The organism is Microbacterium sp. CFBP 8794, assembly GCF_014841235.1.
Classification (GTDB): Bacteria; Actinomycetota; Actinomycetes; order Actinomycetales; family Microbacteriaceae; genus Microbacterium.
On the sequence record NZ_JACYTT010000001.1, the window covers coordinates 760,023 to 776,489 of the forward strand.

Below are 16,467 nucleotides of genomic sequence, written 5' to 3' on the forward strand. Positions count from 1 at the left end.
TGAGATCTCATCTACGCTAGCCCCGCTTTGTTCTCGGTAACAAGTGGTTTTCCTGAGAGACGACAAGTGGGCCCCGGCCGAAGCCGGGGCCCACCCTCCTCACCCACCGGTGAGGCGCATCAGACCTCAGCCGCAGCTGCGCGTGCATGGTGTCGGACAGCTCCGTCATGACGGGGGAGCCGTTGCCCGCGTCCAGTCCGTCGAGTTCTTCGACTTCCAGACGCAGAACTCCTTGCCACCCAGCCGGGGAAGCCGTCGGACGTTGCGTAGATGGAGTACGTGTCGCCGAACACCGCGATGTTCGGGTCGGTTGTACACCCGGACGTTGTCGTAGCAGCCCCGGAAGTACTCATCCGTGCCGTAGAGCGACCTGCCGAGGTATCCCGCGAGGTTGGTGCCGAGCTCGCTCACCGACGCGTTCGGGGCGAGATTCTCACCGACCTTCACCCCGTCGATGTATATGCGCAGCGTCTTGCCGTCGTAGACGAGGTCGTACTTGTGCCACTGACCACTGGAGATGCTGGCGGTGACGTCGGACTCCGCCTGCCACGTCGCCTTCGTGATGGCGGTGCGGGCCTCGGGCGGAGCCGATCTCCACCGAGGTGGAGCGTGCGGATCGCGACGCCGATGAAGGATTGCCCCGCGCGAGTGGTACCGCTAACGTGAGCACCACAATCGGCATCCGTCGTCTCGTCCGACGGGAGCGCACGAACGTTTTTCGAGGTCGTCCTTCCCGGGGGCGACCCACGCGTCGCCGCGGTGACGCAGCACCCCACCGCTTCGCTTCGGTCCCCACCGTCGAAGCTGCGCGTACAGCGCCAAGAGAAAGGTCTCGAAGATGAGATCACAGGTCACTCGCCCTCCCCGAGCCGCTCGTTCGCGTCGCGTGTCGAAGGCGCTGGTTGCGTCTCTGACCGGCGTGCTCGTCGTCTCGACGATGAGCATGGTCGCGCCCGCCGCTCACGCCGCCGATGTGCCGGCGCCCACCGCGCACTACGACATGTCGCACTCGGGCACGTCGCTTCTCGACGTGTCGGGCAACAACCGCAACGCCTCGCTCACCGGGTTCACCGACGCGTCGTTCGCCGACGCCGAGGGCGATGCCGTGCTGCGCTTCAAGGCCGACGGCTACGCGGCGCTTCCGAAGGGCCTGGTCACCGGCAGCGACAACGACTTCACCGTCGAGTACACGGTCGCCGCGCAGTCGGCGGCGAACCACTTCGGCTGGGTCATCGGCGACGGCATCGGACCGTGGAACACCACGCAGCTCGGCAACCACATCTTCCTCAGCCCGCGCTCGGCGCAGGGCGGTTACACCGACAAGGCGCTCGCCGCCATCCGCGTCAAGAGCGGCAGCAGCAACGGCGAGACGCGCATGCCCGCCGGCGGCGGGCTCAACCCGGGGTTCACGACCCTGACGATGGTCGGCAGTGGCAACACGTTGACGCTGTACCGCGACGGCAGCGTCATCTCGACCCTCACGCACGCCAATTCGCTCAGCTCGATCATCCCCACGGGCACCGTGCTCGGCTACCTCGGCCGGTCGCTCTACCAGGGCGATTCGCTGCTGCGCGCCGACGTCACCGACGTCAAGTTCTGGGACGCGGCGCTCACCTCCGAGCAGGTCGGGTCGAGCATGCCCACGGCATCGCAGAAGTCGTCGACCACCTCGGCGCTCCTGCGCGGCGACGTCGCGACGAACATGCTGCGCTCGAACACCTCGCTCGACAGCGTCTCGAGCAACCTCAACCTCGCCGCGTCCGTGAACGGCGTCGCCTTGACCTGGGCGTCGTCCGACCCCGCCGTCGTGTCGACCACCGGTGTCGTCTCGCGATCGATCAGCGCCAACACCCCAGTGACCCTCATGGCGACGAGCTCGCTCGGCACCCTGACCTTCGACGTCACCGTCATCGCCCCCGACGTCGCCACCGATCTGGATGCCATCTCCCTGGCATCCCGCACGACCGAGAACCTGCCGCTGGCGACGAAGGGCTCCGTCAACGGCGCCGCGATCAGCTGGACCTCGTCGAACCCCGCCCTGGTCACCTCGACCTCGGCCGCGTACGTCACTCCGGCCGTCGGCGCCTCCGACCCGTACCGTCGCGGCGGTGTCGTCGCACGCCCCGCGTACGGCGCGGGAGACGCGAAGGTCACGCTGACGGCGACGGCCACCCTGAACGGGCAGTCCGCGCAGAAGACCTTCGACATCACGGTCGCCGAGAAGGGACGCTGGGCTCCGGATGCCGGATACGCAGCGGCGTACTTCAAATCCGACGGTGACGAGAAGATTTACCAGGCGGCGACGTCGGGCAACGACTTCTTCTCGTTCTCGCCGGTGAACTCGGGCCGGCCCGTCATCACCTCGACGACCGACACGAAGGGTCTTCGCGACCCGTACATCCTGCGGTCCAAGGACGGCGACAAGTACTACATGGTCGCCACCGACCTGTGCATCAGCTGCGGCACGGGCTGGGGCCCGGCGCAGTCGAACGGGTCGCTCAAGATCGAGGTCTGGGAATCGACTGACCTGGTCACCTGGGCCCGCACGAACGGCGCCAACGAGGGCATTACCATCAACCAGCCCGAGGCGGGCATGACCTGGGCGCCGGAGGCGTACTGGGACGACGCGCTGCAGTCGTACGTCGTGCACTTCTCGTCGCGTCTGTACAACAGCGCGGCCAAGACGAACACCGACAACCTGCACGCCCGCGTGTTCTCGGTGCTCACGCGCGACTTCAAAACCTTCACCTACCCACCCGCCGAGTGGCAGAACACCGGCTTCGCACGCATCGACTCGACCGTGCAGAAGATCGGCGACTACTACTACCGCTTCACCAAGAACGAGGAGGGCGGTGCGGCCGACGGCCTCGAGGCGGGCAAGGACATCTTCCTCGAGCGGTCGAAGGTGCTGACCGCGCCGACGACGAGGTCCGACTGGAACGCTGATCCCGAGACGACGTGGCAACTGACGGACACCAACATGACGCGCCTCGAGACGAACGAGGTGGGTGAGGGGCCGCAGATCGTCAAGCTCAACGAGGGTGACCCGAACAATGCCGGAGGCGACGGATACGCCTTCCTCGTCGACAACTTCGGTGCGGGCGGGTACCGCGCCTTCGTCACCACCGGCGCCGCGATCGCGAGCAGCTCGCAGAACGACCGCTTGTCACGTCGTGCCGACTGGAACGTCCGCCCGGTCGGCGGCCTGCCCGCCAGCCCACGCCACGGTTCGTTCGTGAGCGTGAACCAGTCGGTCCTCGCCGCCATGCGCGACTGGACATCGGTCAAGGCGGTCGCCTCGACCACGACGCTCACGAGCGAGGGGCGAACGGCCACCGCCGTCGTCGCCGCCGCCGACCGGGGCGACGTCGCGGGCACCGTGACCTTCTCGGGCGAAGGGTGGACGCAGACGGTGAAGCTGAACCAGCGATCCGCCTCCGTCGAGGTGCCGGCCACGGTGCGCTCGGTGACGGTTCGCTACGACGGGTACGCCGACGGCCGTGTCACCGCTTCGTCGTCCGAGGCGCTGTCACTGGGTCTCGACCTGTCCGCCGCCGTGGCGAACCGCTGTGTCGCCGGCAAGGTGACGCAGGTCGTCACGGTGATCAACGCCGACTCCGTCGCCGCCGATGTCACGGTCGCCGGTGCCTTCGGCAGCAAGAAGATGACCGTCGCGGCGGGCAAGACCGCGTCGGCGACGTTCTCGACGCGCGCGACATCGGTCGACGCCGGCACGATGTCGATCGACGCGGTCGCCAGCGGCACGAAGGCCCGCGTGACGACGCTCGCTGTGCCGACCCCCCGGGGCAGCTGCGGCTGATTCTGCGCCGCTGGCGGGTGGCCCGATTCGATCGGGTCGCCCGCGGGCGCCCGAGGCTTCCCGAGCAGTCCGCGAGTCGGGAGACCACCGCTGTGGCCAGAAGAGGGGTCACGGTTCGAACGCGCGCCCTCCGTCGCGGGACCCTTGATCTCGATTTCTCGACCGCCATCAAAACACTTGTCTTCGGACAGTGTTCTCGCTAACATTCAGGATGTCGCGGGGCGGAGGATGTCCCGGATCCTTCCCGTGACGACCGGAGCGTCCGGTGAGCTTGCTAGTCGTTCGACGTCGGTGTCGAACGAAGAATCGGAGTACACAATGAAGTTTTCCAAGGGTGCCGCGGCTCGTATCGCCGTGGCTGCTGCCGGTGGCCTGATGCTCGTGGGCACGGCTGGTGCCGCGTTCGCCGCCGAGGTCGGAGACCAGGACGTCGACGTCAACGTGCAGATCGCGCCTGTCGTGGGTCCGGGCAGCCTGAGCCTGACCGTCGCCGGCACGTCGTCCACGCTGACGGAGTCCCCGTCCGGCGACGCCCAGGTGCGCCAGTTCGACGGCGCCCTGCCAACCGTCACCGTCACCGACACCCGCGACGTCGCCGACATCCCGGCGGACCGATTCTGGTACGTGGTCGGTCAGGCCTCGGCCTTCACCGGCCCGGGCGGCGCCACCATCTCCCCCTCCCACCTCGGCTGGATCCCCAACATCGTCGATGGCGGTGACACCGGTCTCGTGGCCGAGGGTGAAGAAGTCAAGACCTCCGAGGACACCGGCGCCGATGCGGTCGGCCTCGTCGACAAGGAGCTGCTGTACACCGCACTCGAGTCGGCCGCCGTCAAGGGGGGCGGAGAGTCTTCGTGGACCGCCGACGCCGCCCTGGTGTTGAAGACCGATGCCGGTGTCACGCCGGGCGCGTACTCGTCGACGCTGACCCTGTCGCTGTTCGAGGACGCGGTCCCCCCGGAACAGCAGTAACTTGACGAACAGAGGGGCCGGGTCCTCGCTGGACTCGGCCCCGAACTTCGTGCACAGCGACACATGTCGACCGTCTTCAAAGAAACTCCGGGGTGGTGACTCGGCGTCATGTTCTGGAAAATCCCTCTTCTCGTGCGTGTGACGGCTGCCCTGGCCGCGCTCGTCGCTCCTGTTCTGCTTCTCCCCCTCGCCGCGCAGGCGGATGCTGGTGCCGACATCACATGGTCGGTCACCCCTGCCGATCAGTCGGGCCCGGACGACCGGGGTGTCATCGAGCAGCAGTTGGATCCCGGCGCTTCGCGCGAGGATTACCTGGCGGTGCGAAACCTGAGCCGAACCGAAGTGGTTTTCGCGCTCTCGGCGGCCGACGGCTACTACACGGCGAACGGACGGTTCACGATGTTGCCCTCCGACCGTGAGTCCGTCGGCGCGGGACTGTGGATCGATCTGCCCGACACGGTCACGGTCGGGCCGAACGCCACCGTCGTCGTCCCCTTCACGACTACCGTGCCCGAGGGGGCCATCCCGGGCGATCACGCTGCGGGTATCGCCGCGTCCGTCACCTCGGCGGGGACGGACGCGAGTGGCTCCGAGGTGGGCGTGGAGAGTCGCGTGGGCTTCCGGCTGATGACGCGTGTCACCGGAGACATCGTGCCGTCCTTCTCCGTGACGGGCGTTGACTCGGCGTACGACATGACGTGGAATCCGTTCCGTCCAGGCTCGGCCCGCACCACGTTCACGGTTTCGAACACCGGGAACGCCAGTCTGCAGCTGGGCGGGACCGTGGGGGCGGGCACGGGATCGGCGGTCTTCCCCGTCGAAGGAGCACCGCGCCAGGAACTGTTGCCGGGGGAGTCGCGCACGTTCGCGGTGGCAGTCAGCGACGTCTGGCCCACGGTCTTCGTCCCGGGATCCGTCGATCTCGCTCCCACGGCACGCGATCTCGGGCACAACCCCGTCGCCGTCTCGCCCGGGTCGGCATCTGCTCCGCTCTGGGCCATCCCCGTTCCGCAGGCGCTCGTTCTTCTCGGAATCGGGTTCATCGTCGCGGCGCTCTTCTGGAGACGTCGCCGTTTCGCGACCGCTCTCGACCGCGCGCGCGAAGAGGGACGCGCGGCGGCGAGCCACGGCGCAGCGTCGTCAGATCCTCCCGTAGGCGGCGCGGACGACGGGTTCGGCTCTCCGGTGCCGTCGTCCCCGACGCCCGAGGAGGTGTCCCGTCGCGCGCGCCGCCTGGGCTCGGGCGGGTCCTCCACAGGGAGTTCGTCATGATCCTCGCTCCCGCCGCGGCGTCCACGGGCGACGGCGGTGTGAACATCGATGTCGACATCACCCCCCTTCCCACGCCGATGCCGAGTCCTCCGGTTTCACCCACGCCCGTCGACGGCGTGCCGTCTCCGTCCCCCTCGGAGGTGCCCGACGTCGGGTGGCTGGCCCTCACGGGCGTCGAGCCGGTCTGGTGGCTCATCGGCGGTGCCGCGCTCCTCCTGATCGCCGGAGTCGTTCTGCTCGTGGCCCGTCGGCGCGCACGACCGTGATCCCCTCGCCTCGCTCTCTCGTTCCGTCTCGTCACCGTCGCGTCGAGCCGCACCCGAAAAAGCCGGCGCAATTCTGAGGGTCGCACAACAATCCCGGCGCACTCGGCGCGTAATATCTTTGTGATCGCTATCTCTCTCGATGGGCTCCGCGGTGCGCCGCCTTCTTCAGAGTGGTCGGCGGGCGCCATGATCACGACGTCGGGATCGGAAGAACACCATGCCCCAATCCTCGAGTCGCGGGTGGCAGCGGCCCAGCATCTATGACGTCGCCCGCCGCGCCGGTGTGTCGCATATGACGGTGTCCCGCGTCCTGAACGCCCACCCGAACATCCGGGAAACCACCCGCACGCGTGTGCTGCAGGCGATCGACGAGATGAACTACACGCCGAGTTCGATCGCTCGTGCCCTTGCCACTCGGCGTGCACGTCGCATCGGCGTGCTCATCGACGGCCCCGTTCAAAACGGTCCGAACAGCACCTTGCGCGCGCTCGAGATCGCCGCCCGCGAGGTGGGCTACGCCGTGAGTGCCTTCTCGATCGGCGACGACGACGCGTCGCAGATGGACTCCGGTGTCGTGGAACTCGTCACTCAGGGGGTCGATGCCCTCTGCGTCATCGCTCCGCGCGAGTCGTCTCTCGACCTGCTCCGCCAGCAAGCCACGGGACTGCCCACGATCGTCATCAAGGCCGAGGCGGACGAATCGTGGCACACGGTCGGCGTCGACCAGCGCGCGGGTGCCCGTCTCGCCGTCGATCACCTGGTGGGGCTCGGGCATCGCACCATCGCGCACCTGGCCGGCCCGTTGGACTGGCTCGACGCCCGTGAGCGTGTGCAGGGGTGGAGGAAGTCGTTGGCGGAGGCGGGCCTGCCGGAGGGGCCTTACGTCATCGGTGACTGGACCTCGGATTTCGGGTTCGAGTTCGGGCGGTCATTCGATCTGGGAGAGACGACCGCCGTCTTCGCCGCCAACGACCAGATCGCCCTCGGCGTCGTGCACGGGCTGCATAGTCGCGGGCTTCGGGTGCCGGATGACGTCAGCGTCGTCGGCTTCGACGATCTGTCGGATGCGCGCCATTTCCTCCCGCCGCTCACCACGGTGCGGCAGGACTTCGCGGCGCTCGGCAAGCTTGCGCTGCAGCAGATCATCGCTGCAATCGAAGGCGACATCGAGCCCAGCCATGACATGATCCAGCCGAACCTCATCGTCCGCGAATCGACGCAGGCGGTCACGCCGCGCTGAATCGGCGAACCGCGGCGGGGGATACGCGCACCCGTCACGTCGTGATCGATTCGTGATGTTCGGGGGCTGATTTCGCCGAAATCTCACTTGCATTCGCGATTGTTAGCGCACACACTGGACCTTGCAAGAGAGTGCTGCCACACAGCTGCACGACATTCCTCTCCAACCCGAATGCTGGAGAGATCTCAAGGAGGAGAACCTATGTCCATTTCGAAGCGCATGCGAGGCGTCGTCGGTCTGTTCGGTGCGGGTGCGGTTGTGCTCAGCCTGGCGGGCTGTGCCGGCGGTGCGGATGCAGGCAGCGACGCGAGCAGCGAAGGCGACGTCACGACCGTCGGTTTCGTCGCCGTCGGTCCCGAGGGTGGATGGCGCAACGCCAACGAGCAGGCCGTGAAGGACGCCTTCTCGGCGGACGCCGGCTTCGACCTCAAGTACGCCCCGGCCGCCAGCCCGAGCGACCAGAAGTCGCAGCTCGACGCCTTCACGACCTTCGTCAACGACGAGGTCGACGTCATCCTGCTGACGGCCACCGAGGCCTCGGGTTGGGATTCCGCCCTCGAGCTCGCGAAAGAGGCCGAGATCCCCGTCGTGCTCCTCGACCGTGGTGTCGACGCGTCCGACGACCTGTACGTCACGCGTATCGCCCCCGACAACAAGCAGGTCGCGGCATCGGTGGGCTCGTGGGCGGTCTCCGCCTTCCCGACCGGCGCGAACTACTTCGTCCTCGAGGGCGTCCCCGGCCTCTCGGTCGTCAACGAGCGCAACGAGGGCTTCGACTCCGAGGTCTCCAGCGCCACCGGCTTCACCAAGGTCGGCGCTCAGACCGCCAACTGGAAGACCGACGAAGGCAAGTCGGTCGTCGAGACCGTTCTGAAGGCCAACAACAACGACATCCAGTTCATTTTCGCTCAGAACGACGAAATGGGTATCGGTGCAGCTCAGGCCGTCTCCGCCGCGGGTCTGACCCCCGGCACCGACGTGAAGATTGCCACCATCGACGGCACCAAGGGTGCGCTCGAGGCCCTGTCCGCCGGTCAGCTGAGCTTCGTCGCCCAGTACAACCCGTTCTTCGGTGACACCGCCGTCGACGCTGCCAAGAAGGCCCTCGCCGGCGAGACGGTCGAAAAGACCATCATCGTCAAGAGCGCGACCTTCGACTCGCCCGCCGCGGCCGACACCGCGCTGTCCGAGGGCCTGGGCTTCTAAGCCCCGTCCCACCCGCTCGACAGCACCACTTCAGGAGTGGGGGCGGCCCGCCGGGCTGCCCCCGCTCCGCATTCCCCACCCGCTCCGTACCAGCGAGGAAGTTCGTCAGCGATGGCAGAATCCCTACCGATCGTCGAAGTCCGCGGCGCATCGATCACATTCCCCGGCGTCAAAGCCCTCGACGAAGTCAACTTCCGACTGCTGCCGGGAGAGGTCCACACCCTCATGGGTGAGAACGGGGCGGGAAAGTCCACCCTGATCAAGGCGCTGACCGGCGTCTACCAGATCGACTCCGGGTCGATCCTGATCTTCGGCGAGGAGCGGCGCCTCACAGGCACCGCCTCGGCGCAGGCGGCCGGCATCTCGACCGTCTACCAAGAGGTCAACCTCTGCACCAACCTCACCATCGGTGAGAACGTCATGCTGGGCCACGAGATCCGCGGGCCGTTCGGCATCAACTGGCGCGCCACGCACGCTCGCGCCAAGGAGGCGCTGACCGGTATGGGTCTCGGCCACCTCGACTCCCGTGCTCCGCTGTCGTCGATCTCGATCGCCCTGCAGCAGCTCGTCGCCATCAGCCGCGCGATGGTCACCGATTCGAAGGTGCTCATCCTCGACGAGCCGACCTCGAGCCTGGATGCCGCCGAGGTCGAGGTGCTCTTCACCGTCATGCGTCGCCTGCGCGACCAGGGCGTCGCCATCCTCTTCGTCTCGCACTTCCTCGATCAGGTGTACGCGATCAGCGACCGCATCACGGTGCTCCGTAACGGCGGTTTCGTGGGCGAGTACCTGACCCGCGACCTCGACCGCACCCAGCTCATCTCGAAGATGATCGGTAAGGACATCGAGACGCTGCGCGCCCTCGGCTCCAACCGGCAGGTCGACGCCCGTGACCGCAGCGAGACCCCCGTGTACGCCGCCGAGGGCATCGGTCGCGCCGGGGCGCTCTCCCCCACCGAGATCGAGATCCACAAGGGCGAGGTGGTCGGCTTCGCCGGCCTGCTCGGCTCCGGTCGCACCGAACTCGCCCGCCTCATCGCCGGCGCCGACCGTTCCGACTCCGGCACCGTGCGCCTCAAGGGCAAGAAAGTCACCGTCAACTCGCCCGTCTCGGGCCTGGGCAACCACATCGCCTACTCGACCGAGAACCGTCGCGACGACGGCATCATCGGCGACCTGAGCATCCGCGAGAACATCATGCTCGCTCTGCAGGCGAAGCGTGGCTGGTTGCGTCGCATCCCCGCCAAAGAGGTCGACCAGCTGGTCTCGACCTACATGGAGCGGTTCAGCGTCCGGCCGAACGACCCCAACCGTCCGATCCGCCTGCTCTCGGGGGGAAACCAGCAGAAGGTCCTCCTCGGCCGCTGGCTGGCGACCGACCCCGAACTCCTGCTGCTCGACGAGCCCACGCGCGGCATCGATGTCGGCGCCAAGGCCGACATCCAAGAGACCGTCGCGGAGCTTGCCGAGGCGGGGATGAGCGTCGTCTTCATCTCGTCCGAGCTCGAAGAGGTCGTTCGCCTGTCCGAGCGCATCGTGATCATGAAGGACCACGAGAAGGTCGGCGAGATCGTCAACGGCCCCGACGTCACGGCGGAGCGCGTCGTGTCGATCATCGCGGCAGAAACCGAAGAAGAGGCGGAGGCCCAGACCGCGGCCCTCACCGAGGGAGAAACCCACTGATGTCCGTTCTCAAGTCGCTGCTGCGCACCCCGTGGTTCTGGGGCGTCATCGGTATCGTCCTGCTGCTGTCGCTCAACGTCATCAAGGATCCGACCTACCTCGCCGTCGGCATCAACCCGACGACCCAGCAGCTCTCGGGCAACCTGCTCGACATCCTGCGGATCTCGGCGCCGATCATCATGATCGCCCTCGGCATGACCTTCGTCATCGCCACCAAGGGCATCGACCTCTCGGTCGGCTCGATCATGGCCGTCGGTGGCCCCGCCGCCATGGAGCTGCTGCGGTCGCTCAACGCGTCGACGTCGATCGGTGCCATGTTCATGGCGATCGGCCTCGCCCTGCTGCTCGGCGCGGTGCTCGGTCTCGTGAACGGCCTGCTGGTCTCGGTCGTGGGTCTGCAGCCGTTCATCAGCACCCTCGTGATGATGCTCGCCGCTCGCGGTATCGCCCGCGTGATCACCAGTGGACAGAACACCAACTCGCAGAACCAGCCGTTCCAGCAGATCTCCAACGGCCAAGTGTTGGGCCTGCCGATCAGCTTCGTCGCGGCGATCGTCATCGTCGTCATCGTGGCCGTGATCATGCGCCGGACCGCTTTGGGACTCATGATCGAGTCGATCGGTGTGAACCCCGACGCGAGCCGCCTCGCCGGCATCCGTCCGCGCCCCATCCTGATCACGGTCTATGTGCTCTCGGGCATCCTCGCCGCCGGCGGTGGTCTGTTCACGGTGTCGGAGGTCATGACCGTCGATGTCTCGGGCACCGGCTACCAGATGGAGCTCGACGCGATCCTCGCCGTCGTCATCGGTGGCACCTCCCTCGCGGGGGGGAAGTTCTCGATCCTCGGTTCCACTGTCGGGGCGTTGCTGATTGCGACCCTCAACAAGACCGTGCTGTTCCTCGGGGTTTCCGCCGCGGCGACCCCGGCCTTCAAGGCCATCGTCATCGTGCTGCTCGTTTTGCTGCAGTCCGAGCGTGTGAGGACCTCCGTCCTCCAGGTCGGACGCCGCCGTACCCGTAAGGAGGTCGTCGCATGAGCACGACCGTCTCACCCCCGTCGCCCTCGCACGGCACCGAGGTTCCGGTGCGGGGTCTCGCGATCTCCCGCATCTGGGGTCGCAGTCAGTCCGCCATCCCGACGCTGGCCGCCGTGGTTCTCCTCGTCGCGATGCTCGTGTACGCCGAACTGGCGTACGGCCGCGTGTTCCACGCCGGCACCATGTCGAGCCTGCTCGTCAGCTTCGCGCCGACGATCATTCTCGCCGTCGGCATGACCATCGTCATCCTGTCGGGCGGTATCGACCTCTCGGTCGGCGCCGTCGTCGCCTTCACCTCGGTGTCGGGTGTCATACTGATGAACAACGGCGTCAACGGATGGCTCGCCGTCGTCCTGATGATCGTGTTCGGCGCGCTCTTCGGCCTCGTCTCCGGGGTACTGATCCAGTACTTCAACGTGCAGCCGTTCATCGCCACGCTGGCGATGATGTTCCTCGCCCGTGGTCTGGCATCCATTCTTTCGACCGTGCCGGTGCAGGCGCCCGAGGGAGCCCCCATCCTGGTGCTCGCCACCGACTGGAAGCTGTACGACGGCCCGAAGACCAACGACCTCGTGCTGACGCCCGGTTTCGTCGTCGCCGTGCTGGTCGTGATCGCGGCGTTCGTGCTGCTGCACCGCACCCGCACCGGCCGCACGGTGTACGGCATCGGCGGGGCCGAGAACTCGGCCAAGCTGATGGGCCTGCCCGTCGCCCGCACCCGCGTGATCATCTACGTGCTGAGCGGCGCTCTCGCGGGCCTCGCCGCCGTCGTCTACACGGCGGAAGTGGGTGGCAAGGCGCAGAACGTGACGGGCATCGGCTGGGAACTGGATGCCATCGCCGCGGTCGTCATCGGCGGAACGCTGCTAAGCGGCGGGGCCGGATATGTCCTCGGTTCCGTCGTAGGCTCGCTCGTGCTCGCCGCCTTGGCCATGATCATCACCAAAGACGGTGGCATCCGCCCCGAATATCTGACGATCATCACCGGCGGTATCCTGCTGGCCTTCGTCCTGCTGCAGCGCGTGCTCACCGCGCGGCGCCGAAAATGAGCACCGTCGTCGACCCGCACACCCGCAAGGAGAACACCGTGGCAGCCTCCCCTGCTGACTTCACGCCCGAGATCGCGGCATCCATCGAACGCGTCCGTCAGGACGTCGCGAAGCTGCATGCCGAGCTCGTGCGCTACAACCTGATCGTCTGGACCGGCGGCAACGTCTCGGGCCGCGTCCCCGGCACCGACCTGTTCGTGATCAAGCCCTCCGGCGTCTCGTACGACGACCTGGCGCCCGAGAACATGATCCTGTGCGACCTCGACGGAAACGCCCTCCCCGGCACTCCCGGCAGCGAGCGCAGCCCCTCCAGCGACACCGCGGCCCACGCCTACGTCTACCGGAACATGCCCGAGGTCGGCGGCGTCGTCCACACGCATTCCACCTACGGCGTGGCCTGGGCTGCGCGGGGCGAGGAGATCCCGTGCGTCATCACGGCGATGGCGGATGAGTTCGGCGGCCCCATTCCGGTCGGTCCGTTCGCGATCATCGGCGACGACTCGATCGGGCGCGGCATCGTCGAGACCCTGCGTGGGCATCGCTCGCGCGGCGTCATCATGCAGAACCACGGTCCCTTCACGATCGGGTCGAACGCAAAGGATGCCGTGAAGGCGGCCGTGATGCTCGAAGACGTCGCCCGCACCGTGCACATCGCGCGCGAGGCGGGCCCGCTCATCCCGATCCCGCAGGACAAGATCGACGCCCTCTACAACCGCTACCAGAACGTCTACGGCCAGAACTCGGACGCGCGCCGGTGAGCGCCGCGATCCTCCCGGCCGCCGCGGTCATCTCATCGGGACGCGCCGCCCTGGGCATCGAGCTCGGCTCGACGCGCATCAAGGCGTGCCTCGTCGACGCCGACGACCCCACCCGCGTTCTGGCCACCGGCTCGTTCGCCTGGGAGAACCGCTACCGCGACGGCAACTGGACGTACGCTCTCGAAGACGTCTGGACGGGCGTGCAGACCGCCTACGCGGCGCTGGCCGCTGAGGTGCAGCGCCTGCACGGCGTCGCGATCGAGACGCTCGCTGCAGCCGGTATCTCCGCGATGATGCACGGCTACCTCGCCTTCAACGCCGGGGGTGAGCTGCTCGTGCCCTTCCGCACCTGGCGGAACACCTCGACCGAGCGGGCGGCCGGCGTGCTCTCGGAGCTGCTGGGGACGAACATCCCGTTGCGCTGGTCGATCGCCCACCTGTATCAAGCGGTGCTCGACGAGGAAGACCACGTCCCCGACGTCGACTCGTTCACCACTCTCGCGGGCTACGTCCACGAGAAGCTGACCGGCCGTCGCGTACTCGGCGTGGGCGATGCCTCTGGCATGTTCCCCATCGATGTCCGGACCCACGACTACGACGCGGTCATGGCGGCCAAGTTCGACCGCCTCGTCGCTGAACGCGCGCCGGGCCTCCGGCTGCGCGCGCTGCTGCCCGACGTCCTCGTGGCAGGCGAAGCGGCGGGCGAGCTGACCGCCGCGGGCGCGGCACTTCTCGATCCGTCGGGAACGCTGCGCGCGGGCGTGCTGTTCTGCCCGCCCGAGGGCGATGCCGGCACCGGCATGGTGGCGACCAACTCGGTCGCCCCCCGCACGGGCAACGTCAGCGCCGGCACGAGCATCTTCGCGATGGTCGTGCTCGAGCGTCCACTGCATCGGGCGCACGATGAGCTCGACCTCGTCACCACCCCCGCGGGTGACCTCGTCGCGATGGTGCATTGCAACAACGGGGCGAGTGAACTCGCCGCGTGGGTGGGCTTGTTCGAGCGCTTCGCCGCGATCGCCGGCGGCACGCTCGATCCCGACGAGGTGTTCGAGGCGCTGTTCCTCGAATCATTGGACGGAGCGCCCGATGCGGGCGGCCTGCTGGCCTACAACCACCTCGCCGGTGAGCCCATCGCGGGACTGCCGGAGGGGCGACCGCTGTTCGTCCGCACGCCCGACAGTCGTCTGACGCTGGCGAACTTCATGCGCGCGCAGCTCTACGGCGTGTTCGGCACTCTCGCGCTCGGTATGCGCGTTCTCGCCGACGAGGGCGTGGAGCTCGACCGCATGTACGCCCACGGTGGAGTCTTCCGCACCGCGGGCGTCGCCCAGCGCTTCCTCGCCGGCGCGTTGAACGCCCCCGTGGCGGTCGCGGCGACGGCGTCCGAGGGCGGAGCCTGGGGCATCGCGGTGCTCGCCGCCTTCGCCGCGGATACCGCGGGCGACTCGATCGACACCTACCTCACCGACCGCGTCTTCGCACAGACGGGGTTCGACTCCATCGACCCCGACCCGGAGGACGTCCCCGGATTCGCCGCCTACCTCAGCCGATACCGCGCGGGGCTCGCTATCGAGCATGCCGCGATCGCGGCGACGCACTGACCGAGGCCTCCGCCTCCATCCCCACCGAAGGAATACCCGCATGACCCGCACCCCCCTCAAGAACGACCTCGACGGCTACGAGGTCTGGTTCGTCACCGGTAGCCAGAACCTCTACGGCGAAGAGACGCTGAAGCAGGTCGCCGAACAGTCGCAGGCCGTCGTCGAGGGCCTGAACGGCCTGCCGGTGAAGGTCGTCTGGAAGCCCGTGCTCAAGGACTCCGACAGCATCCGCCGCATGGCGCTCGAGATCAACGGCCGCGACGACGTCATCGGCGTGATCGCGTGGATGCACACGTTCAGCCCCGCCAAGATGTGGATCTCGGGGCTCGATGCCCTGCAGAAGCCGCTGCTGCACCTGCACACGCAGGCGAACATCGAGCTGCCGTGGAACGACATCGACTTCGACTTCATGAACCTCAACCAGGCCGCTCACGGCGACCGCGAGTTCGGGTACATCCAGACGCGTCTGGGAGTCGCGCGCAAGACGGTCGTCGGCCACGTGTCGAACCCCGTCGTGCGTCAGCAGATCGAAGATTGGGAGCGCGCGGCCGCCGGCTGGACCGCGTCGCGCACCCTCAAGCTCGCCCGCTTCGGTGACAACATGCGCTTCGTCGCCGTCACCGAGGGTGACAAGACCGAGGCCGAGCTGCGCTTCGGCGTGCAGGTCAACACCTGGGGCGTCAACGAACTCGTCGAGGCCGTCGAGAGCGCGTCGGATGCCGAGATCGACGCGCTCGTGCAGGAGTACGTCGACAGCTACGACGTCGCCGAAGAGCTTCTCCCCGGCGCCGCGCGTCACCAGTCGCTGCGTGATGGCGCCGCGATCGAGGTGGGCCTGCGCTCGTTCCTCGAGGAGGGCGGCTTCGGCGCCTTCACCACGTCGTTCGAAGACCTCGGTGCGTTGAAGCAGCTCCCCGGTCTCGCGGTGCAGCGCCTCATGGCCGAGGGCTACGGCTTCGGCGCCGAGGGCGACTGGAAGACGGCGATCCTCGTGCGCGTCGCGAACGTGATGGGCGCCGGTCTCCCCGGCGGCGCGTCGCTCATGGAGGACTACACCTACGACCTCGTTCCCGGGGCCGAGCGCATCCTCGGTGCGCACATGCTCGAAGTCTCGCCCTCGCTCACCACGGCCAAGCCGCGCCTCGAGATCCATGAGCTGGGCATCGGCGGCAAGGACGACCCGGTGCGCCTGGTCTTCACCGCCGACCCCGGCCCCGCGCTCGTCGTCGCCCTCAGCGACATGCGCGATCGGTTCCGCCTGACCGCCAACGTCGTCGAGAACGTCGAGGCGCCCGACCTGCCGAAGCTCCCCGTGGGCCGCGCCGTGTGGAAGCCCGCGCCCGACTTCGCGACGTCGGCCTCGTGCTGGCTCGCCGCCGGTGCCGCGCACCACACCGTCATGACGACGGCCGTGGGCATCGAGGTGTTCCGCGACTTCGCCGAGATCGCCAAGACCGAGCTCGTCGTCATCGACGAGGACACCACGGTCCGCGGTTTCCAGAGCGAGCTGCGCTGGAACCAGGCGTACTACCGCCTGGCCCAGGGCCTGTAAGACCCGCC

General features: G+C 67.7%; 13 protein-coding genes. 12 read left to right on the forward strand and 1 reads right to left on the reverse strand.

What is annotated here, in order from left to right; translation table 11 throughout:
- Positions 1 to 165: 165 nt before the first annotated feature.
- The gene (locus IFU19_RS17115) at positions 166 to 636 is read right to left on the reverse strand and encodes a LamG domain-containing protein (protein WP_441004765.1); all 471 of its coding nucleotides are present in this window, start codon (positions 634 to 636) and stop codon (positions 166 to 168) included.
- Between the two features lie 202 nt (positions 637 to 838).
- On the opposite strand from IFU19_RS17115, the gene IFU19_RS03495 reads away from it, so the two are divergent.
- The 12 genes from IFU19_RS03495 (at position 839) to araA (ending at position 16,459) form a co-directional block, all read left to right on the forward strand.
- Positions 839 to 3,820 carry an immunoglobulin-like domain-containing protein gene (locus tag IFU19_RS03495; RefSeq protein ID WP_192012932.1) on the forward strand — a complete coding sequence of 994 codons (2,982 nt, stop codon included), beginning with the start codon at positions 839 to 841 and terminating at the stop codon, positions 3,818 to 3,820.
- A 318-nt stretch (positions 3,821 to 4,138) separates the two neighbouring features.
- A complete protein-coding gene (locus IFU19_RS03500; protein WP_197978722.1) occupies positions 4,139 to 4,792 on the forward strand; it encodes a hypothetical protein in 654 nt (217 codons plus the stop codon).
- A gap of 108 nt (positions 4,793 to 4,900) precedes the next feature.
- Positions 4,901 to 6,064 (forward strand): hypothetical protein, encoded by a 1,164-nt coding sequence (locus tag IFU19_RS03505; RefSeq protein ID WP_191916472.1) that lies wholly within the window; start codon positions 4,901 to 4,903, stop codon positions 6,062 to 6,064.
- Positions 6,061 to 6,330, forward strand: coding sequence for an LPXTG cell wall anchor domain-containing protein (locus tag IFU19_RS03510; protein ID WP_191916471.1), 270 nt, complete (start codon positions 6,061 to 6,063; stop codon positions 6,328 to 6,330). Before IFU19_RS03505 ends, IFU19_RS03510 begins: the two co-directional genes overlap by 4 nt.
- Before the next feature lie 217 nt (positions 6,331 to 6,547).
- Positions 6,548 to 7,570: a LacI family DNA-binding transcriptional regulator gene (locus IFU19_RS03515; protein ID WP_191916470.1), complete on the forward strand. Its 1,023-nt coding sequence runs from the start codon at positions 6,548 to 6,550 to the stop codon at positions 7,568 to 7,570.
- Positions 7,571 to 7,771: 201 nt separating this feature from the next.
- A complete protein-coding gene (locus tag IFU19_RS03520) occupies positions 7,772 to 8,776 on the forward strand; it encodes an ABC transporter substrate-binding protein (protein ID WP_191916469.1) in 1,005 nt (334 codons plus the stop codon).
- Positions 8,777 to 8,887: 111 nt separating this feature from the next.
- On the forward strand, positions 8,888 to 10,459 hold the full coding sequence (locus IFU19_RS03525; protein ID WP_192012933.1) for a sugar ABC transporter ATP-binding protein: 1,572 nt from the start codon (positions 8,888 to 8,890) through the stop codon (positions 10,457 to 10,459).
- Positions 10,459 to 11,496, forward strand: coding sequence for an ABC transporter permease (locus IFU19_RS03530; protein WP_192012934.1), 1,038 nt, complete (start codon positions 10,459 to 10,461; stop codon positions 11,494 to 11,496). Before IFU19_RS03525 ends, IFU19_RS03530 begins: the two co-directional genes overlap by 1 nt.
- Positions 11,493 to 12,545, forward strand: a complete 1,053-nt coding sequence (locus IFU19_RS03535; RefSeq protein WP_191916848.1) for an ABC transporter permease — start codon at positions 11,493 to 11,495, stop codon at positions 12,543 to 12,545. Before IFU19_RS03530 ends, IFU19_RS03535 begins: the two co-directional genes overlap by 4 nt.
- Positions 12,542 to 13,303, forward strand: a complete 762-nt coding sequence (locus IFU19_RS03540) for an L-ribulose-5-phosphate 4-epimerase (protein WP_199858537.1) — start codon at positions 12,542 to 12,544, stop codon at positions 13,301 to 13,303. The genes IFU19_RS03535 and IFU19_RS03540 overlap by 4 nt, the downstream gene beginning before the upstream one ends.
- Positions 13,300 to 14,907, forward strand: coding sequence for an FGGY-family carbohydrate kinase (locus IFU19_RS03545; protein WP_191916847.1), 1,608 nt, complete (start codon positions 13,300 to 13,302; stop codon positions 14,905 to 14,907). Before IFU19_RS03540 ends, IFU19_RS03545 begins: the two co-directional genes overlap by 4 nt.
- 40 nt (positions 14,908 to 14,947) lie before the next feature.
- Complete coding sequence (gene araA, locus IFU19_RS03550; protein ID WP_192012935.1) at positions 14,948 to 16,459, forward strand: L-arabinose isomerase; 1,512 nt, start codon at positions 14,948 to 14,950, stop codon at positions 16,457 to 16,459.
- The last annotated feature ends 8 nt before the right edge of the window (positions 16,460 to 16,467 follow it).